Source organism: Meridianimarinicoccus zhengii, from assembly GCF_003254465.1.
Lineage (GTDB): Bacteria > Pseudomonadota > Alphaproteobacteria > Rhodobacterales > Rhodobacteraceae > Meridianimarinicoccus > Meridianimarinicoccus zhengii.
The window spans coordinates 1-23,531 of the sequence record NZ_QDFI01000038.1 but is presented as its reverse complement, the minus strand read 5'-3'; the positions used below and the strand labels follow the sequence as shown (position 1 = coordinate 23,531).

Sequence of the window (23,531 nt, the reverse complement as noted above, 5' to 3'; positions counted from 1 at the left end):
ATGGAGAAACTTAACAGTAGCAACCCTATGCGTCAGCTAAAGCTCGACAAAGCCGCCATTGCGCACGAGGCTATTTATCCATGCCTAAAATTACCAATGGTTGATTCGCAAGGATTGAATTGAGAAATCGCTCAGAATTATGCCGACTCGTGAAATGCAGGCAAGTGCAGCGCTAAGATCGCCCCCGCCGCTTGACCCCGCCACGCTGCCCCGGCCGGCCGGCGGTGGACCGACCCGACCGTTCCTGCGCGTCCTCCGCGGCCTTTTCCACGGCCTGCTGGCGCGCCAGCGGGTCGTCGGCCACGGCCAGTTCCACCGCTTCCAGCCGCTTGATCTCGTCCCGCAGGCGTGCGGCGTCCTCGAAATCGAGGTTCTCGGCGGCCTTGCGCATCTGCGTGCGCAGCCCGTCGAGATGCGCCTGCAGGTTCGCGCCGACCATGGGCTTGTCCACCTTGGCGGTGACGCGCGACATGTCGGTGTCGCCCTTGTAGACGCCTGCCATCACGTCGCCGATATTCTTGCGGATCGTTTCGGGCGTGATCCCGTGCGCCTCGTTATAGGCGATCTGCTTGGCGCGGCGGCGGTCGGTCTCGCCGATCGCGCGTTCCATCGACCCGGTCACGCGGTCGGCATACATGATGACGCGCCCGTCCGCGTTGCGCGCGGCTCGGCCGATGGTCTGGATGAGTGAGGTTTCCGAGCGCAGGAACCCTTCCTTGTCCGCATCGAGGATCGCCACCAGCCCGCATTCGGGAATGTCCAGCCCTTCGCGCAGCAGGTTGATGCCCACCAGCACGTCGAAGGCCCCGAGCCGCAGATCGCGCAGGATCTCGATCCGTTCGATCGTGTCGATGTCGCTGTGCATGTAGCGCACGCGCACGCCCTGTTCGTGCAGGTATTCGGTCAAATCCTCCGCCATGCGCTTGGTCAGCACGGTCGCCAGCACGCGATATCCGGCTTGGGCCGTCTTGCGGATCTCGTCGAGCAGGTCGTCCACCTGCATCTTGACGGGGCGGATTTCCACCTGCGGGTCCACGAGGCCCGTGGGTCGGATCACCTGTTCGGTGAACACGCCGCCCGCCTGTTCGATTTCCCACGCCGCGGGGGTCGCGGACACGAACACCGATTGCGGGCGCATGGCGTCCCATTCCTCGAACTTCAGGGGGCGGTTGTCCATGCAGGAGGGCAGGCGGAACCCGTGCTCGGCCAGCGTGAACTTGCGCCGGTAGTCGCCCTTGTACATGCCGCCGATTTGCGGGACCGACACGTGGCTTTCGTCGGCGAAGACGATGGCGTTGTCGGGGATGAATTCGAACAGGGTCGGCGGCGGTTCGCCCGGTGCGCGGCCCGTCAGGTAGCGGGAATAGTTCTCGATCCCGTTGCAGACGCCGGTGGCCTCCAGCATCTCGATGTCGAAATTGGTGCGCTGTTCCAGCCGCTGGGCTTCCAGCAGTTTGCCCTCGGCCACGAGCTGATCCAGCCGTTGGCGCAACTCGCGTTTGATCTGGACGACCGCCTGCTGCATGGTCGGGCGCGGTGTCACGTAGTGGCTGTTGGCGTAGATGCGGATCTTGTCGAAGCTGCCGGTTTTCTCGCCGGTCAGCGGATCGAATTCGGTGATCGATTCCAGCTCTTCCCCGAAGAAGGAAAACCGCCACGCGCGGTCTTCGAGGTGGGCGGGAAACACCTCCAGCACGTCGCCGCGGACCCGGAAACTGCCCCGCTGGAAGGCCGCGTCGTTGCGGCGGTATTGCTGCGCCACCAGATCGGCCATCAGCTTGCGCTGGTCATAGTCGTGCCCGACGCGCAGGTCCTGCGTCATGGCCGAATAGGTTTCCACCGACCCGATGCCGTAGATGCACGACACCGACGCCACGATGATCACGTCGTCCCGTTCCAGAAGCGCCCTTGTGGCCGAGTGGCGCATCCGGTCGATCTGCTCGTTGATCTGGGATTCCTTCTCGATATAGGTGTCCGACCGGGGCACATACGCTTCGGGCTGGTAGTAGTCGTAATAGCTGACGAAATACTCTACCGCGTTCTCGGGAAAGAAGGACTTGAACTCGCCATAAAGCTGTGCGGCCAGCGTCTTGTTCGGGGCGAGGATGATCGCCGGGCGCTGGGTTTCTTCGATAACCCGCGCCATGGTGAAGGTCTTGCCGGTGCCCGTGGCCCCCAGCAGCACCTGGTTGCGCTCACCGTCCAGCACGCCCTGCGCCAGTTCCGCGATGGCGGTGGGCTGATCGCCCGCCGCGCTGTATTCGGTCTGCATCACGAACCGCCGCCCGCCTTCGAGCTTTTCGCGCGGCGGGGCGGTCTGGTGGGCGTGGTCGAGTTCGGTAAGCGCCATGGGAAACGTCCTTTCGCTACCTAGATGCTTTTGCCGGGCACGGGATCAAGTGGCAAGCGCGCTGCGCGGTTTGTCGCTTTCCGCAGCCCGTGCCCCTGTGATACCCGGATGCACAGCAAGGAGATCACGCGATGCAGGCCAGAATTTATCGTCCCGCCCGGACCGCCATGCAGTCGGGTACCGCCAATACCCAACGCTGGGTGCTGGAATTCGCGCCCGAAAGCCCCCGCGACGTCGATCCGCTGATGGGTTGGACCAGTTCGTCCGACATGAACAGCCAGGTTCGGATGCGGTTCGACACCAAGGACGCCGCCTTGCGCTATGCCGAGGAACACGGGATCGACGCCATCGTGCAGGAACCCAAGGTCCGGCGCGCCAATATCCGTCCGCGCGGCTATGGCGAGAATTTCGCGACCACGCGCCGGGGCGCCTGGACCCACTGACACCCGCAAGGACCGCTGCCGCGTCAAGGTGCGGTTCTTGACGGACGCATGACTGGCAGGGCCGCCCGTGGATCATGTCCGCCGGTCCGGCGGCCGCGCGGCCATCGGTCATTGCCCTGTCACCGTTTTCGGGCGATGCTCCGCCACGAAGCGGAGCCGCCAGAATGACCGATCAGGACCGACAGCACACGCCGCGATGCGGCAGTATCGTCCCAGTCCGCGCCGTTCGAAGGGGTGCGCGCCGATGCAGGCTTGCCGCGTGGGAAAACTCTGGTAAGCACGGCCACGGTTGAACATGTTTGCGCTATCACGTCCGGAAGGGCCACCTGCCGTGGTGATCCGTGCGGCGCGCTCTTGAAACGAAGGTGATCCCATGGTGTCACGCATCATCCCCGTCGATACCTTTGATCTCGTGATCTTCGGTGGAACCGGCGACCTTGCACGGCGCAAGATCCTGCCGGGACTGTTCCGGCGCTATGCCGCGGGGCAGATGCCCGAGGCGGCCCGTGTGATCGGCGCGGCGCGGTCAGACATGGACGCCGATGCCTATCGGGCCGACGTTCGGGCGGCGTTGCTGGAATTCAGCGACAAGGCCCGCGAAGGCGACGCGGTGATCGACGGGTTCCTTGAACATATCGACTACGTGCCCGTGGACGCGCGCGGCGACGGCGGCTGGGACGACCTGCGCGCGCGGCTGCGTGACGGGGTCGTGCGGGCGTTCTATTTCTCGGTGGCACCGTCGCTTTTCGGGGATATCGCGGAACGGCTCAAGACCCGCGGGCTCGCCGATGACGACAGCCGGATCGTGGTGGAAAAGCCGTTCGGGCGCGATCTTGCCTCGGCCCGTGCGCTGAACGCCACGCTGTCGCAGTATTTTCATGAAGACCAGATCTACCGGATTGACCATTACCTGGGCAAGGAAACGGTCCAGAACCTGATGGCCGTGCGCTTCGGCAACATCCTGTTCGAACCGCTCTGGAACGCGCAGTTCATCGATCATGTGCAGATCACCGTGGCCGAAACCGTGGGCGTCGGCGGGCGTGGCGAATACTACGACAAGTCGGGCGCGATGCGGGACATGGTGCAGAACCACCTGATGCAGCTTCTGTGCCTGATCGCCATGGAACCGCCCGCAAGGTTCGAGCCGGACAGCGTGCGCGACGAGAAGCTGAAGGTCATCCGCGCGCTGGATCCCGTGCTGCCGGGCGACGTGGTGCGCGGCCAGTATGACGCGAACGGCGACGGGCAGGGGTATCTTGACGATGTGGGCGACCCGCGCAGCACCACGGAAAGCTTCGTGGCCATGAAGGTGCGGATCGCCAACTGGCGCTGGCAGGGCACCCCGTTCTACCTGCGCACCGGCAAGCGGCTGAGGGCGCGGATGTCGGAAATCGTCGTGCGGTTCCGCGAACCGCCCCATTCGATCTTCGGCGCGGATGCGGGCGGGGCGGCGAACGAACTGACGATCCGCCTTCAGCCGAACGAAGGCATGGACCTGCGCGTGACCATCAAGGAACCGGGGCCGGGGGGCATGCGCCTTGTGGACGTGCCGCTCGACCTGCGGTTCGCCGAGGCGCTGGGACCGGATGCCGAGGAAGTGCCGGACGCCTATGAACGGCTCATCATGGACGTGATCCGCGGCAACCAGACGCTGTTCATGCGCGGTGACGAGGTGGAGGCCGCCTGGGCTTGGACCGATCCGATCATCGCGGGCTGGGAAGATGCAAAAACGAAGCCCGCCCGCTACGATTCCGGCAGCGCGGGCCCCGAGGCGGCGCTGGAGCTGCTGCACCGGGATGGACGACGCTGGCGAGAGGTGCGCGCATGAACCTGATCGAACATCCCGACCGCGAGATCATGATGATGGATCTCGCCGACCGGCTGGCGAGCGACCTGCGCATGGCGTTGCAGGGCAACGACCGGGTGGGCTTCGCCGTGCCCGGCGGCACCACGCCCGGTCCGCTTTTCGACACGCTGTCCGCGGTGCGTCTGGATTGGGAACGGGTGACCGTGCTGCTGGGCGACGAGCGCTGGGTGCCCGAGACCTCGGAGCGGTCTAATGCGCGGCTGGTGCGCGACCGGTTGCTGACCGGTCATGCGGCGACGGCGGATTTTCTCGGGCTCTACACCGAGGGGATGGAGCCCGACGCCGCGCTCGATGCCGTGGGGGACAGGTTGCGACCGCTCCTGCCGCTGTCGGTGCTGGTGCTCGGCATGGGGGCCGACATGCATACGGCCTCGCTTTTCCCAGGGTCCGCGGAACTGAAGGCTGCGCTGGCATCGGATGCGCCGCCGTTGATGGCGGTCACGGCCCCCGGCCAGCCGGAACAGCGCGTGACCCTCACCGGCCCCGTGCTGCGCGGCGCCATGACCACCCATGTGGTCATTACCGGGGCAGAGAAACGCCGCGCGCTGGAAAAGGCGCGCGACCTAGACGACCCCGAACAGGCCCCGATCTCGCTGGTGCTGGGGCAGGCCACCGTCCATTGGGCCGAATGACAGCAGCAAGGACCAAGACCATGACCGCCATCTGGGACGATCTCGCCCGCCACCATGCCGCGACCGCCGACCGGCATATCCTGTCGCTGTTCGACGATCCCGACCGGGCGGCCCGGTTCAGCCTGTCACATGACGGGATGCTGTTCGACTATTCCAAGACGAATATCGACGACGCGGCGCTGGCGATGCTGGTGCGGCTGGCCGAGGGCACGGACGTGCCGGCCAAGCGCGACGCGATGTTCGCCGGTGCGCCGATCAACGACACCGAGGGGCGCGCGGTGCTGCACACGGCGCTGCGGAACCTCGACGGGTCGGTGATGGTGGATGGCGCGGATGTCATGCCCGAGGTGCGCGCGACGCTCGACCGGATGGCCGATTTCGCCGACGCGGTGCGGTCGGGCCGCTACACGGGGCAGGGCGGGGCGATCACGGACGTGGTCAATATCGGCATCGGTGGGTCGGACCTTGGCCCCGCGATGGCGGCGTTGGCGCTGGCACCCTATCACGATGGGCCGCGCACCCATTTCGTGTCGAACGTGGATGGCGCCCATGTGGCGGATGTGCTGGCGGGGCTGGACCCGGCGACGACGCTGGTGATCGTCGCGTCCAAGACCTTCACCACCATCGAGACCATGACCAACGCCGAAACCGCGCGGGACTGGATGGCGCAGACCGTGACGGACCCCGCCGCGCAGTTCGCCGCATTGTCCACGGCCGCTGAAAAGACAGCGGAATTCGGGATCGCGCCGGACCGTGTCTTCGGTTTCGCCGACTGGGTCGGGGGACGGTATTCGCTGTGGGGGCCGATCGGGTTGTCGCTGATGCTTGCCATCGGGCCGGACCGGTTCCGCGACTTCCTCGGCGGGGCGGCGGCGATGGATACGCATTTCCGCGCGGCGCCGCTGGCGGAGAACATGCCGGTGCTGCTGGCGCTTGTCGGCATCTGGCACCACCAGGTCTGCGGCTACCCGTCCCGCGCCGTATTGCCTTATGAACAAAGGCTTCTGCGGCTGCCTGCCTACCTTCAGCAGCTTGAGATGGAAAGCAACGGCAAGCGGGTGGCGATGGATGGCAGCGACTTGGCCAGCGTGTCCGGGCCGATCGTCTGGGGGGAACCGGGGACCAACGGGCAGCACGCGTTCTACCAGTTGATCCACCAGGGCACGGGCGTGGTGCCGTGTGAATTCATGGTTGGAAAACAAGGGCATGAGCGGCATCTGGCGCATCACCACCGGCTTCTGGTGGCCAATTGCCTGGCGCAGTCGGAGGCCCTGCTGCGGGGCCGGTCGCTGGACGGGGCGCGCGCGATCATGGCCGCCAAGGGGCTGGATGGAGATGAGTTGGAGCGGCAGGCGCGGCACCGGGTGTTCCCCGGCAACCGGCCGTCCACGACGCTGGCCTATCCGCAACTGACGCCGGAAATACTGGGCAAAATCATCGCGTTGTACGAGCATCGCGTGTTCGTGGAGGGCGTGATCCTCGGCATCAATTCCTTCGACCAGTGGGGGGTCGAGCTTGGCAAGGAACTGGCCAAGGCGCTGGAGCCTGTGCTGGCGGGCGACACCGGGACCGAGGGCAAGGACGGGTCCACTGCGCAGCTTGTGGGGTATCTGACGGCGTGAATCGCCGCATATGAAAATCATATGATTTTCATATGAATCCCATATGACTCCTGCCGCGCAGATCAGCCCGGTATGTCGAAGCCCGGTTCGGCCAGTGTGAACCCGTCGAACCGGAAGCCCGGCGACACCGTGCAGCCCACCAGCGTCCAGTCGCCCGTGCTCTCCGCCGCCTGCCAATGACCCGTCGGCACGATCACCTGCGGCGATTCACCGGCGGCCAGATTCGGGCCGAGCCGGTGGCGCGTCGCGGGGCCGTGGTCGGTGGCCGACAGGCGCAGGACCAGCGGCGCGCCCGCGTGGAAATGCCAGATCTCGGTCGCGTCCACCCGGTGCCAGTGCGACGCCTCCCCCCGTTTCAGCAGGAACAGGATTGCCGTGCCGGCGGGGCGTTCCCCCGGCGACGCATCGGCCACCCATGTCTGGCGGTAATGCCCGCCTTCGGGATGCGGGGCGAGGTTCAGGGCGGTGATGATGTCGTCTGCGGTCATGGCGCGACCTTGGGCCGGATGGCGAGATGGCGCAAGGCACACGGCGACCTGAAAATCGGCTCTTGATCCCTGTGACAATTCGCTGCACCGTCCGTATTCTTGGTTAACTGGGAGGAAACCATGGAGAGGACACGGATCGGCGCCGCAGCGCTTGCGCTTGCGCTCGGGCTCGCGGCATCGCCGGGAGTGGCGGCCACGAGCATCGGCAGCATCTACGCCTTCGGGGACAGTCTGAACGACTGCTGCCGCAATGGCGGGGCACCCTTCACCAACGGGCCGGAGACATGGCTGCCCGCCTTCGCCGCGGCGGTTGGCGGCACCTATGCCGAAACGCTGTCCTTCAATTACGCGGTCGGCGGCGCGCAGACGGGGCCGGTGAACGCGGTCCCGGCGACGGATACGGCGCTTGGCTATCCGACCGGGTTCACGTCGCAGGCCGCGCGGTTCCGGGACGACGCCCCGGCGACGGGCGACCACGATCTGGGCGTGGTCTGGGTCGCCACGAACGACATCTGGGCGTCGGCCAATGACAGCGACCTGCTGTTCGGGGCGGTGCCCTATAACCGCCCGGTCGGCAAACAGCCCGATGTCGAGGTGTTCGTGGACTACGCGGTATCCACCCTGCGCAGCGGGATCGACGATCTGGTGGCCGGCGGCATCGAGAAGCTGCTGATCCTGACGCCCTATGACATGGCCAGTTCGGCGCTGCTGGATTCGCCCGGTGCGGTGGCGCTTGGCACGGCGTATTCGCTGGCCCTGCGCGATGCGCTGTCGGGGCTTTATACGCCGGGCATCGATACCTGGGTGCTGGACATGGTGACGGTGCTGGAGGACGCGCAGGCCAGCTTTCCGTTCAAGACGGGGGCGGAGCCGTGCCCGGCGCCCACCGACCCCGCGGGGTGCGACGATTACGTCTTCGTGGATTTCGTGCACCTGACCACGGCGATGAACGCCATCGTGTCGGACGAGGCCGCATCGCTGGTCATGTCCACGCCGCCGGTCGCCCCGGTGCCGCTGCCGGGTGGCATGGTTCTGCTGCTGGGCGGTCTGGCCGGGTTCGGCGCGCTGCGCCTGCGCGCGGCGTGAGTGCGGGCCGGGGCGCTGGTGGCGCCCCGGCCATTCGAGACATTGCCGGGGCCGTGTCGTGCCGTGCCGTGACGACCGCGCGTTCAGACGGCGGCAGACCTATCGCGGGGCGGACGGCCTTCGGGCGGCAAGGGCGGGCTGTCAGTTCCCGTCGATCTCCACGCCGCTGTCATCGATCTGGATTTCGACGCCGCTCTGCTCTTCCTCGTAGTAGAGATAGCCGAGGACAGCGATACCGACGACCAGCGCGCCGAGGACGAGGTAGAGAATATTGCGGTTCATGAAGTGTCTTTCCTGTGTTTGACGCGTGCGGCACCATCTATGCTGGCGGGGCGGTTTCTACCATCGGTAATCCCGTGATGTCGCGCATCGGCGGCTTGTTGCCCGCGATGTCAGGCAGGCGCATGGCCGTTTCACGATCCCGCCGGGTGTGGCCGGCCTCCCTTCGGTCCGCGCGCTGACGCATGACTGCGGGGCAAGGTGCGGGACATCCGGTTGACCTTGCCGTGCGATTGGCCACCCTGTCGCACACAGCTTCATCGAGACGACCTGGAGGGTCACATGCCCCAAGTTCACGCCTATGCCGCGACGGCCGCGGGTGCGCCGCTTGAACCCTATACCTATGACCTGCCGCCCATCGCGGGGCGGGATATCGACATCGAGGTTCTCCATGTCGGGGTCTGTCATTCGGACCTGAGCATGCTCGACAACGAATGGGGCATCTCGGCCTATCCGTTCGTCGGCGGGCACGAGGTCATCGGGCGCGTGGTCGAGGCCGGGCCCGCCGTCACCTCGGTCGCGGTCGGCGACATGGTCGGGCTGGGCTGGCACGCGGCCTATTGCCTGACCTGCGACCAGTGCATGTCGGGGCATCACAACACCTGCCCGACCGGCGAGATGACCATCGTCGGGCGCCATGGCGGTTTCGCGGATCGCGTGCGGGCCAGCGAGGGGGCGGTGATCGCGCTGCCCGCAGGTCTGGACCCGAAGGACGCCGGGCCGCTGTTGTGCGGCGGGATCACCGTGTTCAACCCGATCGCGACCCATGTGCGCCCGACCGACCGGGTCGGCGTCGTGGGGATCGGGGGCCTCGGCCATCTGGCGGTGAAGTTCCTCAAGGCGTGGGGCTGCGAAGTGACGGCCTTCACGTCGTCCGAGGGCAAGCGCAACGAGGCGCTGGCCCTTGGGGCGACGGACACTATCGACAGCCGCGACCCGGAGGCGATCGCCGCGGCCGCCGGGCGGTTCGACCTGATCCTGTCCACGGTGGCGGTGCCGCTCGACTGGAATGCCTATGTGGGCGCGCTGGCCCCGCGCGGGCGGCTGCACTCGGTCGGGGCCGTGCCCGCGCCGTTCGACTTCGAGGCGTTCCCGTTCATCATGGGCGAGAAGAGCTTCGGCGCGAACCCGGTGGGCGCGCCGTCGATGATCCGCGAGATGCTGGCCTTCGCGGCGCGGCACGGGATCGCGCCGCAGACCGAGCATTTCCCGATGTCCGACATCAACGCGGCGCTGGATCACCTGCGCGACGGCAAGGCGCGCTACCGGATCGTGCTGGATCGGGTCTGAGGGCGCGCAGGCCGTAACGAGACGGGGGCGCGCAGGCGCGCGGCCAACCGACCCCTGGCGGGAGCCGCAACGCGGTGACGGGCGCGTGGCCGGGTCGATGGACCCGGCCACGCGCCCGCGCCCATCCTTTTCGGCTCAGCCCTTCAGGATCGACCGCCCGGCATATTCGGCGGTTTCGCCCAGCATTTCCTCGATCCGGATCAGTTGGTTGTACTTCGCCAGCCGGTCGGAGCGGGCGAGCGAGCCGGTCTTGATCTGGCCGCAGTTGGTGGCGACGGCGAGGTCGGCGATGGTGGCGTCCTCGGTTTCGCCCGAGCGGTGGCTCATGACGTTCGTGTAGCGCGCGCGGTGGGCCATATCGACGGCCTTCAGCGTTTCCGACAGGGTGCCGATCTGGTTGACCTTCACCAGCATGGAGTTGGCGCAGCCCTTGGCGATGCCGTCGGCAAGGCGCGTCGGGTTGGTCACGAAGAGGTCGTCGCCGACGAGCTGCACCTTGTCACCCAGCGCGTCGGTCAGGGCCTTCCAGCCGTCCCAGTCGTCTTCGGACATGCCGTCCTCGATGGAGATGATCGGGTAGTCGGCGCAGAGCTTCGACAGGTAGGCGACGTTCTCGTCCGAGGTGAGCGAGACGCCTTCGCCCTTCATCTCGTACTTGCCGCCCTTGTAGTATTCGGTCGCGGCGCAATCCATGGCGAGGTAGATGTCTTCGCCGGGCTTGTAGCCCGCCTTTTCCAGGGCCTTGAGGATGAAATCGAGCGCCGCGCGGGTGGATTGCAGTTCGGGGGCGAAGCCGCCTTCGTCGCCGAGGCCGGTGGACATGCCCGCCGAGGACAATTCCTTTTTCAGCGTGTGGAAGACCTCGGAGCCCATGCGGACAGCCTCGGCGATGCTTGTCGCGGCGACGGGCATGATCATGAATTCCTGGATGTCGATGGGGTTGTCCGCGTGTTCGCCGCCGTTGATGATGTTCATCATCGGCACGGGCAGGACGCGGGCCGACGTGCCGCCGACATAGCGGTAGAGCGGCTGGGAGGTCGCGTCGGCGGCGGCATGGGCGCAGGCGAGCGACACGCCGAGGATGGCGTTGGCGCCGAGGCGCGACTTGTTGGGGGTGCCGTCGATCTCGATCATCAGCGCGTCGATGCCGGCCTGTTCGGTGACGTCCATGCCCACCAGCGCCTCGGCCAGTTCGCCGTTGACCGATGCCACGGCGCCGAGCACGCCCTTGCCCTTGTAGCGCGCGGCGTCGCCGTCGCGGCGTTCCACGGCTTCATGCGCGCCGGTGGAGGCGCCCGAGGGCACGGCGGCGCGGCCCATGGTGCCGTCTTCGAGGATCACGTCCACCTCCACGGTGGGGTTGCCCCGGCTGTCGAGGATCTCGCGGCCGACGATGTCGATGATGGTGCTCATGGGGTCCGTCCTTGTTGGCGCTAACTGGGCGTGGTTCCGCCGCTGTTTACCGTGGCGGCAGGGGTCTGGCTAGGGGGTTGGCACGCCCGCGCGGCGCAGGCGCTGTTCGCGCAGGAGCGTGTAGAGCCCCGAGGCGATGATGATGGCCGCACCCGCCAGCGTCAGCGCGTCGGGGCGTTCGCCGAAGACCGCCATGCCGAGGATCAGCGCGAAGATCAGGCGGGCGTAGCGGAACGGGGTGACGACCGCGACCTCGCCCACGCGCATGGCGGCGGTGATGGCGTAATAGGCCAGCACGCCGACGACCAGTGCCGCGGCCAGCGACAGGGCGGCGGCGGTGTCGGGCAGGGCGGGGCCCGCCCCGAAGGGCAGCAGCACCACGCCCGCGAGCGTCGCCATGGCGAAGCCGTAGGCGCTCAGCGTCAGGCTGGAAACCGCGGGCGGGGCGACGCGGGTGCACAGATCCCGCATGGCCAACCCGAAGACGGCGGCCACGGCCAGAAGTGCCGCGGGGTCGAACCCGGCAAGGCCGGGGCGCACCACCAGCAGCACGCCCGCGAACCCCACGAGGATCGCGGACCAGCGCCGCCAGCCGACGGGTGCGCCCAGGAACACCGCGGCGCCCAGCGTCACGGCGAGCGGCGTGGCCTGCAGGATGGCCGAGGCGGTCGCCAGCGGCACCAGCGTGATCGCCGACACGAAGCAGACCGTGCCCGACACCTCGCCGAGATTGCGCAGCCACATGGGACGGGTGAACAGCGCCGGGGCGAGCAGGTCCGCGCCGCGCGCCCGCGCCCAGATCGCGAAGATCAGGGTGCCGCCCGCGCCGAGCATGATGAGGATCTGGCTGGTTGGCAGGCTCGCAGACACGAGCTTGATGAACATGTCCTCCAGCGCGAAGCCGCCCATCGCGGCCACCATCAGCACGATGCCCCGTAAATTGTCCATGTCCTGCGCCCTGTCCGGAATTGCAGCCCGGACTAGCCCGGATCGCGGGCAGGTGCCAGAGGGGGCCCGGCCGGGGTTGCATCGGAGCCGCACCGGGCCTAGCTCAGGACGTGCCGGGAAGGTCCGGCCGATGGAGACTTGATGTCGGAGATTGCGGTCATCCGCTAGTTCCGGTCCGCCGGAACACCAGCCTGACACCGCCCGCGCGCGACGCCGGGCGACCCGTCATGACGACCCGTTTTCCGGACGACGACTCCATGAATATCTCGAAGAAGGAACAGCGCGTGCTGCACGTTCTGGCACAGGGCGGTGCGATTCATTTCGACCGCGCGCCGGGCGGCAAGATACGCGACATCATCTGCTTCACCCGTGACGGCCATGTGCTGGCCGATTGCACGCTCGACGTGTTCGAGCGGCTGCGCAAGCGGCGCTTCATCCGGTCCCGCGGCGGCAGGCCCTACGCGATCACCAAGTCCGGGATCGTGTCGGTGCGCGCGCAGCTCGACAACCGCTGACGGGCACGCGGTCCGGCGGATGCGCCGGGCCGCTTGCCCCCCCGGTGCGGGCGTGCGGCGGTCACTTCTTGATGGGGCGGCCGTAAAGTTCCATCCGGTGGCCGGTCAGCCGGTAGCCCAGCCGCGCGGCGATGCGTTCCTGCAGCGCCTCGATCTCGGGGTCCACGAATTCGATCACGTCGCCCGTGTCCATGTCGATCAGGTGGTCGTGATGGGCGCGTTCGGCGGATTCGTAGCGCGCGCGCCCGTCGCCGAAATCCACCCGTTCGAGAATGCCCGACTCCTCGAACAGCTTGACGGTGCGATAGACCGTGGCGAGCGAGATGCGCGGATCGGCGGCGGCGGCGCGGGCGTGCAGTTCCTCCACGTCCGGGTGGTCGGTGGCGCGGTCCAGCACGCCCGCGATGGTGCGGCGCTGGCCGGTCATGCGCAGGCCCTTCTGTTCGCAGCGTTTGGTGATGGTGCGGGGCATCGGGCAGGTCCGTTCCGGTGGTCCCGGTGTTCTAGCGCATGCCGACGGCGGGTGGGAACCGGTTTTCGCGCCGCAGCCGGGGCGAATACCGATGGATCGGGTCAGGTGCCGCAGAATGTGGCCGCAACCTCTTCGGCCGGTTCCGGGGGCTGGCGCAGGTCGGCCGGTGCATCCGGGTCGAAGGGCCGGGCGAGTGCTGCGTCGAGCCGCCGGAAGGGCGCGAAATCGCCATCCAGCGCGGCGGCGATCATCGCTTCCACCCGGTGGTTGCGGGGGATGATGACCGGGTTGGCGCGGGCCATCGCCGCGCTGTCCGGCCCGCCCTGTTCGGCATGGCGTGCGGCAAGGTGCGGGGCGATGGCGTCGTATGCCTCCGGGTCGGCGAAGGCCGCGCGGGCCGTGCCGTCGATCAGCCCCCGATGGCCGTTGGTGAAATCCGCGCCGCCGGTTTCCATGGCCGCGAGCCAGTCGTGGATCAGGTCCGCGTCGTCGGCATCGTCCCCGGTGTCGCGCAGGCCCAGCTTGGCGCGGAACATCGAAAGCCACGCGGCGCGGAAGAGATCCGGGAAGGTGTGGACCACCTCGGTCGCCGTGGCGATGGCGGTTTCGCGGTCGTCATCGATCAGGGGCAGCAGGCATGTGGCGAACTGCGCGAGGTTCCACACCGCGATGTCGGGCTGCTTGTCGAAGGCATAGCGCCCGAACTGGTCGATGGAGGAATAGACCTGGCCCGCCCGGTAGCGATCCATGAAGGCGCAGGGGCCATAATCGATCGTCTCGCCCGAGATCGCGCAATTGTCGGTGTTCATCACCCCGTGGATGAAGCCAACGCCCATCCAGCGCGCGATCAGGTCGGCCTGCGCCGCGATGACCGCATGCAGCAGGCCGAGCGCGCCCTGCGCCTCCGGGTAGTGCCGCGCGATGGCATGATCGGTCAGGGCGCGGATGGCGTCGAGATCGCCGCGCGCCGCGAAGAACTGGAAGGTGCCGACACGGAGATGGCTGGACGCGACGCGGGTCAGCACCGCGCCGGGCATCGGGCCGGTCTCGCGCAGCACGGGTTCGCCCGTGGCGACGGCAGCAAGCGCGCGGGTTGTCGGGATGCCCATGGCGTGCATCGCCTCGGACACGACGTATTCGCGCAGCACGGGGCCGAGCCAGGCCCGCCCGTCGCCCATGCGCGAAAAGGGCGTGCGCCCCGATCCCTTGAGCTGGATGTCGCGGCGGCGGCCGTGGCGGTCGATCACTTCGCCCAGCAGCAGCGCGCGGCCGTCGCCCAGTTGCGGGTTCCAGCCGCCGAACTGGTGGCCCGCATAGACCTGCGCCAGCGGGTCGGCCCCGTCGGGCACGGCGTTGCCGGCAAGCATGGCGGTGCCCGCCTCGGATGCAAGCGCCTGCGCGTCGAGCCCCAGTTCCGCCGCGAGCGCCGCGTTGACGACGATGGGGGCAGGGGCCCGCACCGGTGCTGCTGGCTGTCGGTGGTAGAGCCGGTCCGGCAGGCGGGCGTAGCTGTTGTCGAAGGGAATGGTCAGGGTCATCTGTCACCTCTGACCCCGACATAGGCAGCCTGCCGCGCAGGGCCAAGGGCGGACCGGGGTGCTGCCCCGGACCCCGGGATATTTCGGGTCAGAAGATCGCGGCTGTCAGAGCCGCGCGATCCTTGTTGTCAGAAGGTCGAAGAATCCGTCCGCGTCCAGGTCGCCGATGAAGGTGGCGTTGGGCGTGCGGTCCGTGACGCCCCACCAGTCCGCCACGGTCATGCCGCGCGTAAGGTCGCTGTCGCATTCGATCTCGACATTGACGAAGCGGCCCGAGAACAGGTCGGGCCGGATCAGCCACGCGATCACGCAGGGGTCGTGCAGGGGGGCGCCGGGGGTCGCGTATTTCTCCTTGTCGAAGCGTTCGAAGAAATCGGTCCATTCCGCGACCGCGCGGCCCACGGGCGTGCCCATGTCGCGGAACGCGGTCACGCGCGGTTCGGTGGTCAACGCCTTATGTGTCACATCGAGCGGCATGACGGTGATCGGCGCGCCGCAGGCGAAGACGGCGCGGGCGGCCTCCGGGTCCACGTAGATGTTGAACTCGGCGGCGGGCGTGATGTTGCCGACCTCGAAATAGGCGCCGCCCATCAGCACGACATGGTCGATGCGCGGGGCGATGTCGGGGGCCTGTTCCAGCGCGAGTGCGAGGTTCGTGAGCGGCCCGAGCGCACACAGCGTTACCGTGCCCACGGGCTCGTGGCGCAGAGTGTCCACGATGAAATCGACGGCGTGCCGATCCTGAAGCGGCATCGTGGGGCTGGGCAGGGCCGGGCCGTTCAGCCCGGTATCGCCATGGACATGCTCAGCGGTGCGCAGGGCGCGCACGAGCGGGCGGTCGGCCCCGGCGAAGACCTTCACATCCGTCCGCCCGGCCAGTTCGCACACGATCCGCGCGTTCGTCGCGGTCAGGTTCAGGGGAACGTTGCCCGCGACGGCGGTGATGCCGAGCACCTCGATCTCGTCCGGGCTGGCCAGTGCCAGCAGGATCGCCACGGCGTCGTCCTGCCCCGGATCGGTGTCGATGATGATCTTGCGCGCTGCGGCCATGGCGATTTCCCCCGTGTCGTGCCGCGCCAGATAGCCACGGGGCCGCGGCGGAGGGAAGGGGGCGAAAGCGGTTGCGGCGCGTCGGGGCGAGGTCTATTCCCGAGCGAAACCGTAAGCCACCCCGACGGAGCGCGCCGATGTCCCGTGCCGAACGACTGATGCTGTGGCTGGCATGGCCGGTGCTGGCGGTCTGCGTGCTGCCGATCCTTGCGGCGGCGCTGGCGGCGTTCGGCAGCGACCTGGAAACCTGGCGCAATGTCCTGTCCACCGTGCTGCCCGGCTATGTCCGCACGACGCTGACGCTTGTGCTGCTGGTCGCGCTGGGCACGGCGGTGATCGGGTCCGGCGCGGCGTGGCTGGTGACGGTCTACCGCTTTCCCGGCGCGCGGTGGCTCGAGATCGCGCTGGCCCTGCCGCTGGCGTTCCCGGCCTATGTGCTGGCCTATGCCTATACGGCGATGCTGGACCATCCCGGCCCGGTGCAGACGGCGCTGCGCAACGTGACCGGCTGGGGGCCGCGGGATTACTGGTTTCCCGAGGTGCGCAGCCTTGAAGGGGCTGCCGTGATGCTGATCGCTGTGCTCTATCCTTACGTCTACCTGCTGGCGCGGGCGTCGTTCCGGCAGCAATCGGCCAATGCCTATCTTGTCGCGCGCACGCTGGGTCAGTCGCCCATGGGCGCGTTCCGGCGTGTCGCGCTGCCCATGGCGCGCCCGGCCATCGCGGGCGGCACGCTGCTGGCGGTGATGGAGACGATCGCGGATTACGGGACGGTCGCGCATTTCAACGTGCAGACGTTTTCCACGGGCATCTACCAGGCGTGGTTTTCCGTGGGCGACCGGGGGGCGGCGGCGCAGCTGGCGCTGGCGCTTCTGATGTTCGCGCTGCTGCTGGCGGGGCTGGAGCGTTACAGCCGCGGGCGGGCACGCACGGCGCAGCACGGGCCGCGGTTCGACGCGATGGCGAAGGTGCGGCTGCGCGGGGCCGCGGGCTGGGCGGCGGCGGCGTTCTGCGGGCTGCCGGTGCTTGTCGGGTTCCTCGGGCCGCTCGTGATGCTGGGGACGATGGCTATGGACAGCGGGCAGAGCCTGCTGGCGCCGCGCTACCGGGATCTGCTGGTGAACTCGCTGTCTTTGGGCGCGATCGCATCGGTGCTGACCGTGGCGGGGGCGGTGCTGATCGCCTTTCGCGCGCGGGTCCGGCCCGGGCGGCTGTCGCGCGGGTTGGTGATCGGGGCGGGGCTGGGCTATGCCGTGCCGGGCGGGGTGATCGCGGTGGGTCTGATGGTGCCCTTCGCCACCTTCGACAACACGCTCGACGCCTTCATGCGCGCGAATTTCGGGGTGCGGACGGGGCTGCTGGTCACCGGGTCGATCTGGCTGATGGTGCTGGCCTACATGGCGCGGTTCATGGCCGCGGCGCTCAATGCCTATGACAGCGGGATGGCAACGGTGCCGCTGCACCACGACGCGGTGGCGCGGTCGCTGGGCAGGTCGGGGCCGCGGCTGCTGGGCCGGGTGCATCTGCCGGCCGCGCGGGCGAGCGTGCTGACCGCCGGGCTGATCGTGTTCGTCGACGTGATGAAGGAACTGCCCGCGACGCTGATCCTGCACCCGTTCAACTTCCAGACGCTGGCGGTGCAGGCGCACCGGCTGGCGTCGGACGAACGGCTGCGCGAGGCGGCGGTGCCGTCGCTGGTGCTGGTGGCGGTGGGGCTGGTGCCCGTGGCGCTGCTGTGCCGCACGCTCGACCGCGACACGCGCAGCGCGGCAGCCGAGGCCGCCGCCGAAGGCACCGCGATCAGAACGGGGTGAGCAGGCTCCCCAGAAACGGTCCAGTGGACCGTTTCGCCTGCGAACGCGCGAAGCGCCGGGGCCGCAGGCTCCCCGGAAACGGTCCGGCGGACCGTTTCGCCTGCGAGCGCGCGGCGCGCCGGGACGTCAGGTTGCGAGCATCCAGACCGCGACCCCGGCAAGGGACGCCGCCAGACCCGTGTTCAGCCATCGCGCGCCGTGCGCGTCGCCGCAGATCGCGGCCAGCCGGTTGCCGAGAGCGGTCCAGAAGGTGAAGGCCACGAGATTGTTCAGCGTGAACACCGTGGCGATCCAGAACACGGCAACGGGGCCGTGCGCCGCGTCGGCGAACTGCGCGAACATCAGCGCGATGATGACATAGGCCTTGGGATTGAGCAGAAGCAGCGCCGCGCCGGTCGCCACCCCGGCCCGACCGGATGCCCTGTCCGCCTTGTCCGTCCTGACAGGCCCGGCCCGCCACAGGCCATGGGCGAGATAGAGCACGTACAGGCCGCCGACGATCTGGAGCCCGCGCAGCGCGGCGGGCGCCGCCTGCGCGACCCCGGCAGTGCCGAACCCCATGGCGGCGGTCACCCCCCATGTGACGACGTGGTAGCCCAGCATCGCCGGGGCCGCCGCTGCAAGGCCCCCGCGCGCCCCGAGGGCGGCGAAGAACAGGTTGCCCGGGCCCGGGCTGAACGCGAGCGGGAACAGGAAGACGACAAGGGCAAGGGTGGTGTCGGTCATGGCGGGCGCTCCGGCAAGTGGTCCGCATGCGTCGCAGGCCCGCGTGCCCCGCGCGACCCGGTTCCTGCGCATTCGATCCGGACGCCGATGCACGGGCGGGGTCCGGAACCCGTGCCCGTGGTCTGCGACGGAAGACAAGATCCGGGTGACCCCTGCGCGCCTCAGTCGGTGATTCGGACGCCGCGCCCCGTTTCCGACTCGGCGGGCACCCGCCGACAATGTCGGGTGCCGAAGGGTGTGATGCAGGATTATCTTTCCATGAAAGCAAGATATTCGAGGACGTGCCGCGTCGCGGGCCATGCCGAAAAATTTCTGCCCCGTCGGGTTGATCGAGGTTGTGCAGGAATTCAGGGTTGAACGTGCCGAAAAGCGAATGAGGCAACCATGATCAGAAACAGCTCACCAATCATCTCGACCGCCAGCCTTGCTGTGGCGCTGTCCACGCAGGCCGGGGCCGTGACCATCGACGACGCGCAAGTGCTCGAAGGCACCGGCACGGCGGTGGCGGCCACCGGGCTTGGCTTCGACTGGGGTGCTACCCCGTTCACCGGGTACTACGATTTCACGACAGATCGCGCCTTCGGCCTGACGCTCGCGCGCTACGGCGAGGACGACGTGGTCTCGACCGACGGAATGAGCGGCTACACGCTCGACAGGCTCATGGACGGCAGCGCGATGCGGCTCACGTCCGACAGCGACTATTGCGAGGATGCGGCGGGGGTTGTCGCAGGCTCCTGCGATATCGTGACATCAAGCGGCGCCATGGGCAACGTTCCGGGGGACACCCTGTTTTCCGGTCTCGAAGCGGGGTCCTACCGGCTCGGGTTCCACGAGTCCGCGACACCGGGCGGGGGATTCGTCGAATTCAACGTGTCCGAGGTGCCCGTTCCCGCGGCCGGCCTGCTGCTTGCGGGCGGGCTTGGCGGCCTTGGGCTCGCGCGTCGGCTGAGGTCAAAAGCCTGACCCGGCGTGGCGCTGACGGCCTGCCGCCGGTGGCGCGGTCGTCAAGGAGCGTGGCGATGCCGCGCTCCTTTTTCGTTCCGGCGGTGGCTTGGGCTTGGCTGGCGCCGATCGGGGTCCGTGCCGCGCGCCGCGTTGTCCACCTCAACGGCCCGGGCATGAAAAAAGAGGCGGGGATGTAACACCCCCGCCTCCGCTCTTGGCCGCGTGTTCCGAGCCGTCCCGGTGGCTTACGGCCAGCCGACCGCGTTGAAGATCTCGGTCGCCTTGCCCGCGTTCGCGCCATAGACCGCCGTGCCGGTGGTGTTGTCGGGGATGAAGAAGCCCATGCTGGCCACGCCCTCGCCCAGCGGCACGCCCGGCACTGCCGGGTATTCGTTGTTCTGGTCGGCGAAATGGGTCTGCGCGAATTCCGTGGTCATGAACTCCATGAACGCCACCGCGTCGTCGGGGTTCGGCGCGTTCGCCGTCAGCGCCATCGCGGCCACGTTGGTATGCGTGCCGCGGCCGTTCTGGTTGGGCCAGACCCAGCCGATCTGGTCGATGCTGTCGGTCAGCCCGTCCACGTCGCCCGTCAGGCCGCGCAGGAAGTAATAGGTGTTGGCCACCGCGATGTCGCACTCGCCCGACACGATGCCGCGCAGTTGGTCTGTGTCGCCGCCCTGCGGGTCGCGCGCCATGTTCGCGCGGACGCCTTCGGCCCATGCCCGTGCGGCCTCTTCGCCATTCGCCGCGATGATCGAGGACATGAGCGACTGGTTGTAGACGTTCGTGGACGACCGGATGCAGATCTGCCCGGCATATTGCGGGTCGGCCAGGTCCTCATAGGTCTGGGGCGGGTTTTCCACGCGGTCCTTCGCGTACCAGATGATCCGCGCGCGCTGGGACATGCCGAACCAGTGCCCGTCGGGATGGCGCAGGAATTCGGGGATGCGCGTGTTCAGCACGTCGCTGTCCACCGGGGCCAGCAGACCGGCCTGGTCGGCGCGCCACATCCAGCCCGCATCGACGGTCAGGAAGATGTCGGCGGGGCTGTTCGCGCCCTCGGCCTGCATCCGCGCGATCAACTCGTCGCTGTCGCCCTCGATGCGGTTGACCTCGATCCCCGTCGCCTCGGTGAAGGCGGCGTAGATCTCGTCGTCGCTGTCGTAATGGCGGGCGGAATAGATGTTCACGTCGGCCAGCGCGGGCAGGGCCGTGCTCAGGGCCAGAACCGTCGTCAGGCCATAGTGAAGATGTTTCAGCATCGGTCGCTCCATGTTCTCGGTGCGGGCACCGGGTCTGTCCGGCGCTTGGGCAGCGTTAAACACGACTGAAATACTCGGGTCAATCACTTCCCGACAAAAACACTCAACTGACCGGGCACCGCCGTGTCAATCCGCGCCGCCAGCCTTCTCGGCCCGTTTCGCGGCGGTCCAGATCGCGTCCATTTCGTCCAGCGTGGCATCGCGCGGGCTGCGGCCCTGTTCGGCCAGCGCGGCCTCGATCGCGCGGAAGCGGCGGGTGAACTTGGCGTTGGTGCCGCGCAAGGCCGCCTCCGGGTCCACGCCCAGGTGGCGGCCAAGGTTGACCACCACGAACAGCAGGTCCCCGAATTCGTCCGCGATGGCCGCTTGGTCCGCGGAGTCGCGCGCCGCGACCAGTTCCGCGCTTTCCTCGGCCAGCTTGTCGAGCACATGGGACACGTCCGGCCAGTCGAATCCCACCCGTGCCGCGCGTTTCTGCAACTTCTCCGCCCGCATCAGCGCTGGCAGCGCCAGCGCCACGTCGTCGAGAACGCCACCCTGCGCACGGCCCGCGCGTTCCGCGGCCTTGATCGCCTCCCAGTCCGCGACCTGCTGGTCGGCGCTCTTGTCGCGGCTGGCGTCGCCGAACACATGGGGATGCCGCGCGACCATCTTGTCGGCCACCCCGCGCACCACGTCGTCGAAGCTGAAATGCCCCGCCTCATCGGCCATCTGCGCGTGGTACACCGCCTGCAACAGCAGGTCGCCCAGCTCGCCGCGCAGCCCGTCCCAGTCGCGGCGTTCGATGGCGTCCGCGACCTCATAGGCTTCCTCGATCGTGTAGGGGGCGATGCTGTCGAAATCCTGCTCGATGTCCCAGGGGCAGCCCGTGTCGGGATCGCGCAACCGGCGCATGATCTCCAGCAGGCGCGGCAGGCCGCCGTCGGGGTCGTGGACGGGATCGGCGGCAGGATCGGGGGTCTGGTCGGTCATGGCGGCTCCGCTGCACGTGTCTGGCGGTGATGGCGCGGCGTCAGGGTGCTGTCCACCCCCGCGCCCCTTGCATTCCCGCCCGGATCGCTATCCTTTGCCGGGCAACAGGGGAACGGGACGATGCGCAACATGATGACCGGCTTCGCGGGTCTTGTCGGGATTCTGATCGTACTGGCCGTGGCCTTCGCCGTGTTCGTGCGCGTGGCACCCAGCGACCCGGTGCGCTGGCACGTGGACCCCGTGACCGTGGAACCGCCGGGATTTCCCGGCGCCGTGCTGATGCGCCCCGGCGGAGACGGCATGGACAGCCCGCGCTTCGACATGTCCCCGGATGCGCTGATGGCCGCGTTCGACCGCGTGGCCCGCGCGTCGCCGCGTGTGACCGTGCTTGCAGGGTCGGTGGACGATCGGCACGTGACCTATATCGCGCGCTCGGCGCTGTTCGGCTTTCCCGATTATATCACCGTGCGCGCCCTGCCGGATGGCGATGGCGCGCGGCTCGCCGTGGTCTCGCGCCTGCGATTCGGCTATGACGACATGGGCGTGAACCGCGCGCGGCTGGAAGGCTGGCTCGCACGGATCGACGATGCGGTCCCGATGCCCGGCGCCTAGGCGTCCCGTGCAGGGGACTTGACCGGACCCGCGCCGCGGCGCACAGGTCGCGGCCATGATACCCGACGACAGACTGGACCAGATCCTCGCCCGCTTCGAATATCTCGAAGCCGCCATGTCCGGCGGTGACGGCGATCTTGCGGCGCTGGGGCGCGAATATGCCGACCTGCGCCCGGTGGCGGAACAGGTGCGCCGCTATCGCAAGCTGCGCGCCGACATGGCCGAGGCCGAGGCGATGCTGGCCGACCCCGACATGCGCGCGCTGGCCGAAGACGAACTGGCCGATCTGCGCGACACCCTGCCGGGGATCGAGGCCGACCTGCAACGCGCGCTGTTGCCGCGCGATGCCGCCGACGACCGCAACGCGATGCTTGAAATCCGTCCCGGCACGGGGGGCGAGGAAGCGGCGCTGTTCGCCGCAGACCTGCTGCGCATGTACCAGCGCTATGCCGATCTGCGCGGCTGGCGGTTCGAACTGATCGACCACCAGCCCACCGAGCTTGGCGGCCTGCGCGAGGCCGTGGCCCGGATCGGCGGTGCCGGGGTCTTCGCCCGGCTGAAATTCGAATCGGGCGTTCACCGGGTGCAACGCGTGCCCGAAACCGAAAGTGGCGGGCGCATCCACACCTCCGCCGCCACCGTCGCCGTCCTGCCCGAGGCGGAGGAGGTCGATATCCGTATCGACCCGAACGATCTGCGCATCGACACGATGCGCGCGTCGGGCGCGGGCGGGCAGCACGTCAACACCACCGACTCAGCTGTGCGGATCACCCACATCCCCAGCGGCATCGTCGTCACCAGCGCCGAGAAATCCCAGCACCAGAACCGCGCCATCGCGATGCAGGTCCTGCGCACCAAGCTCTATGACCTCGAACGCAGCCGCGCCGCCGACGAACGCGCCGCCACCCGCAAGGGGCAGGTCGGCTCCGGCGACCGGTCGGAACGCATCCGCACCTACAACTTCCCTCAGGGCCGGGTCAGCGACCACCGCATCAACCTGACGCTTTACAAGCTCGACGCGGTGCTGGCGGGGGAGCTGGACGAGTTCATCGACGCGCTGATTTCCGAGGACGAGGCCGCGCGGCTGGCCGAGATGTCCCCGTGACAGAAGCCCCGACCGACGCCGCTGCGCTGCTGGCCGCCGGGGTGGCGCGCCTCGCCGCGGCCGGGATCGACGATGCGCCCCGCGACGCCCGGCGCCTGCTGG

General features: G+C 68.3%; 22 protein-coding genes. 11 read left to right on the top strand and 11 right to left on the bottom strand.

All coding sequences use genetic code 11. The features are described from left to right. Window positions 1-172: 172 nt before the first annotated feature. Window positions 173-2,350: an excinuclease ABC subunit UvrB gene (gene uvrB / locus DDE13_RS13050; protein ID WP_111404731.1), complete on the bottom strand. Its 2,178-nt coding sequence runs from the start codon at window positions 2,348-2,350 to the stop codon at window positions 173-175. Between the two features lie 131 nt (window positions 2,351-2,481). Between uvrB and DDE13_RS13045 the strand changes: the two genes are divergently transcribed. The 4 genes from DDE13_RS13045 to pgi all read left to right on the top strand — a co-directional run bounded on the left by DDE13_RS13045 (window position 2,482) and on the right by pgi (window position 6,914). Further along, complete coding sequence (locus DDE13_RS13045; protein WP_111404730.1) at window positions 2,482-2,793, top strand: ETC complex I subunit; 312 nt, start codon at window positions 2,482-2,484, stop codon at window positions 2,791-2,793. A gap of 373 nt (window positions 2,794-3,166) precedes the next feature. Continuing rightward, a complete protein-coding gene (gene zwf, locus DDE13_RS13040) occupies window positions 3,167-4,621 on the top strand; it encodes a glucose-6-phosphate dehydrogenase (RefSeq protein ID WP_111404729.1) in 1,455 nt (484 codons plus the stop codon). After that, complete coding sequence (gene pgl, locus DDE13_RS13035) at window positions 4,618-5,292, top strand: 6-phosphogluconolactonase (RefSeq protein ID WP_111404728.1); 675 nt, start codon at window positions 4,618-4,620, stop codon at window positions 5,290-5,292. The genes zwf and pgl overlap by 4 nt, the downstream gene beginning before the upstream one ends. Before the next feature lie 20 nt (window positions 5,293-5,312). Then, window positions 5,313-6,914 (top strand): glucose-6-phosphate isomerase, encoded by a 1,602-nt coding sequence (gene pgi, locus DDE13_RS13030; RefSeq protein ID WP_111404727.1) that lies wholly within the window; start codon window positions 5,313-5,315, stop codon window positions 6,912-6,914. 62 nt (window positions 6,915-6,976) lie between these two features. On the opposite strand, the gene DDE13_RS13025 is transcribed toward pgi, so the two are convergent. Then, entirely contained in the window at window positions 6,977-7,402 is a 426-nt protein-coding gene (locus DDE13_RS13025; protein ID WP_111404726.1) for a cupin domain-containing protein, read from the bottom strand. A gap of 120 nt (window positions 7,403-7,522) precedes the next feature. On the opposite strand from DDE13_RS13025, the gene DDE13_RS13020 reads away from it, so the two are divergent. Next, complete coding sequence (locus tag DDE13_RS13020) at window positions 7,523-8,488, top strand: SGNH/GDSL hydrolase family protein (RefSeq protein WP_111404725.1); 966 nt, start codon at window positions 7,523-7,525, stop codon at window positions 8,486-8,488. 141 nt (window positions 8,489-8,629) lie between these two features. Here DDE13_RS13020 and DDE13_RS23225 read toward each other — a convergent pair whose 3' ends face one another. Then, a complete protein-coding gene (locus tag DDE13_RS23225) occupies window positions 8,630-8,770 on the bottom strand; it encodes a hypothetical protein (RefSeq protein WP_222626095.1) in 141 nt (46 codons plus the stop codon). A 279-nt stretch (window positions 8,771-9,049) separates the two neighbouring features. On the opposite strand from DDE13_RS23225, the gene ahr reads away from it, so the two are divergent. Further along, entirely contained in the window at window positions 9,050-10,057 is a 1,008-nt protein-coding gene (ahr, locus tag DDE13_RS13015) for an NADPH-dependent aldehyde reductase Ahr (protein ID WP_111404724.1), read from the top strand. 135 nt (window positions 10,058-10,192) lie between these two features. Here ahr and eno read toward each other — a convergent pair whose 3' ends face one another. Both eno and DDE13_RS13005 read right to left on the bottom strand, forming a co-directional pair. Beyond that, entirely contained in the window at window positions 10,193-11,470 is a 1,278-nt protein-coding gene (gene eno, locus DDE13_RS13010; protein ID WP_111404723.1) for a phosphopyruvate hydratase, read from the bottom strand. 69 nt (window positions 11,471-11,539) lie between these two features. Then, window positions 11,540-12,418: a DMT family transporter gene (locus DDE13_RS13005; RefSeq protein ID WP_111404722.1), complete on the bottom strand. Its 879-nt coding sequence runs from the start codon at window positions 12,416-12,418 to the stop codon at window positions 11,540-11,542. Between the two features lie 257 nt (window positions 12,419-12,675). Here DDE13_RS13005 and DDE13_RS13000 point away from each other — a divergent pair, with 257 nt between their 5' ends. Further along, window positions 12,676-12,933 (top strand): YjhX family toxin, encoded by a 258-nt coding sequence (locus tag DDE13_RS13000; RefSeq protein WP_111404747.1) that lies wholly within the window; start codon window positions 12,676-12,678, stop codon window positions 12,931-12,933. Between the two features lie 61 nt (window positions 12,934-12,994). On the opposite strand, the gene DDE13_RS12995 is transcribed toward DDE13_RS13000, so the two are convergent. The 3 genes from DDE13_RS12995 to DDE13_RS12985 all read right to left on the bottom strand — a co-directional run bounded on the left by DDE13_RS12995 (window position 12,995) and on the right by DDE13_RS12985 (window position 15,993). Next, window positions 12,995-13,405, bottom strand: coding sequence for a Fur family transcriptional regulator (locus tag DDE13_RS12995; RefSeq protein WP_111404721.1), 411 nt, complete (start codon window positions 13,403-13,405; stop codon window positions 12,995-12,997). Window positions 13,406-13,506: 101 nt separating this feature from the next. Next, on the bottom strand, window positions 13,507-14,943 hold the full coding sequence (locus DDE13_RS12990; protein ID WP_111404720.1) for a protein adenylyltransferase SelO: 1,437 nt from the start codon (window positions 14,941-14,943) through the stop codon (window positions 13,507-13,509). Window positions 14,944-15,048: 105 nt separating this feature from the next. Further along, window positions 15,049-15,993, bottom strand: a complete 945-nt coding sequence (locus tag DDE13_RS12985) for a nucleoside hydrolase (RefSeq protein WP_111404719.1) — start codon at window positions 15,991-15,993, stop codon at window positions 15,049-15,051. Between the two features lie 137 nt (window positions 15,994-16,130). Between DDE13_RS12985 and DDE13_RS12980 the strand changes: the two genes are divergently transcribed. Then, window positions 16,131-17,807, top strand: coding sequence for an ABC transporter permease (locus DDE13_RS12980; RefSeq protein WP_111404718.1), 1,677 nt, complete (start codon window positions 16,131-16,133; stop codon window positions 17,805-17,807). Between the two features lie 126 nt (window positions 17,808-17,933). On the opposite strand, the gene DDE13_RS12975 is transcribed toward DDE13_RS12980, so the two are convergent. Further along, on the bottom strand, window positions 17,934-18,533 hold the full coding sequence (locus tag DDE13_RS12975) for a LysE family translocator (protein ID WP_111404717.1): 600 nt from the start codon (window positions 18,531-18,533) through the stop codon (window positions 17,934-17,936). A 384-nt stretch (window positions 18,534-18,917) separates the two neighbouring features. On the opposite strand from DDE13_RS12975, the gene DDE13_RS23425 reads away from it, so the two are divergent. Next, window positions 18,918-19,496: a VPLPA-CTERM sorting domain-containing protein gene (locus DDE13_RS23425; protein WP_235868691.1), complete on the top strand. Its 579-nt coding sequence runs from the start codon at window positions 18,918-18,920 to the stop codon at window positions 19,494-19,496. 227 nt (window positions 19,497-19,723) lie between these two features. Here DDE13_RS23425 and DDE13_RS12965 read toward each other — a convergent pair whose 3' ends face one another. Both DDE13_RS12965 and mazG read right to left on the bottom strand, forming a co-directional pair. Then, a complete protein-coding gene (locus DDE13_RS12965; RefSeq protein ID WP_111404716.1) occupies window positions 19,724-20,740 on the bottom strand; it encodes a Fe(3+) ABC transporter substrate-binding protein in 1,017 nt (338 codons plus the stop codon). A 126-nt stretch (window positions 20,741-20,866) separates the two neighbouring features. Next, entirely contained in the window at window positions 20,867-21,712 is an 846-nt protein-coding gene (mazG, locus tag DDE13_RS12960; protein ID WP_111404715.1) for a nucleoside triphosphate pyrophosphohydrolase, read from the bottom strand. Window positions 21,713-21,832: 120 nt separating this feature from the next. On the opposite strand from mazG, the gene DDE13_RS12955 reads away from it, so the two are divergent. Together DDE13_RS12955 and prfA are read left to right on the top strand one after the other, a co-directional pair. Next, complete coding sequence (locus DDE13_RS12955; RefSeq protein ID WP_235868690.1) at window positions 21,833-22,324, top strand: DUF1499 domain-containing protein; 492 nt, start codon at window positions 21,833-21,835, stop codon at window positions 22,322-22,324. Between the two features lie 55 nt (window positions 22,325-22,379). After that, on the top strand, window positions 22,380-23,429 hold the full coding sequence (gene prfA, locus DDE13_RS12950; protein ID WP_111404714.1) for a peptide chain release factor 1: 1,050 nt from the start codon (window positions 22,380-22,382) through the stop codon (window positions 23,427-23,429). Window positions 23,430-23,531: the final 102 nt, after the last annotated feature.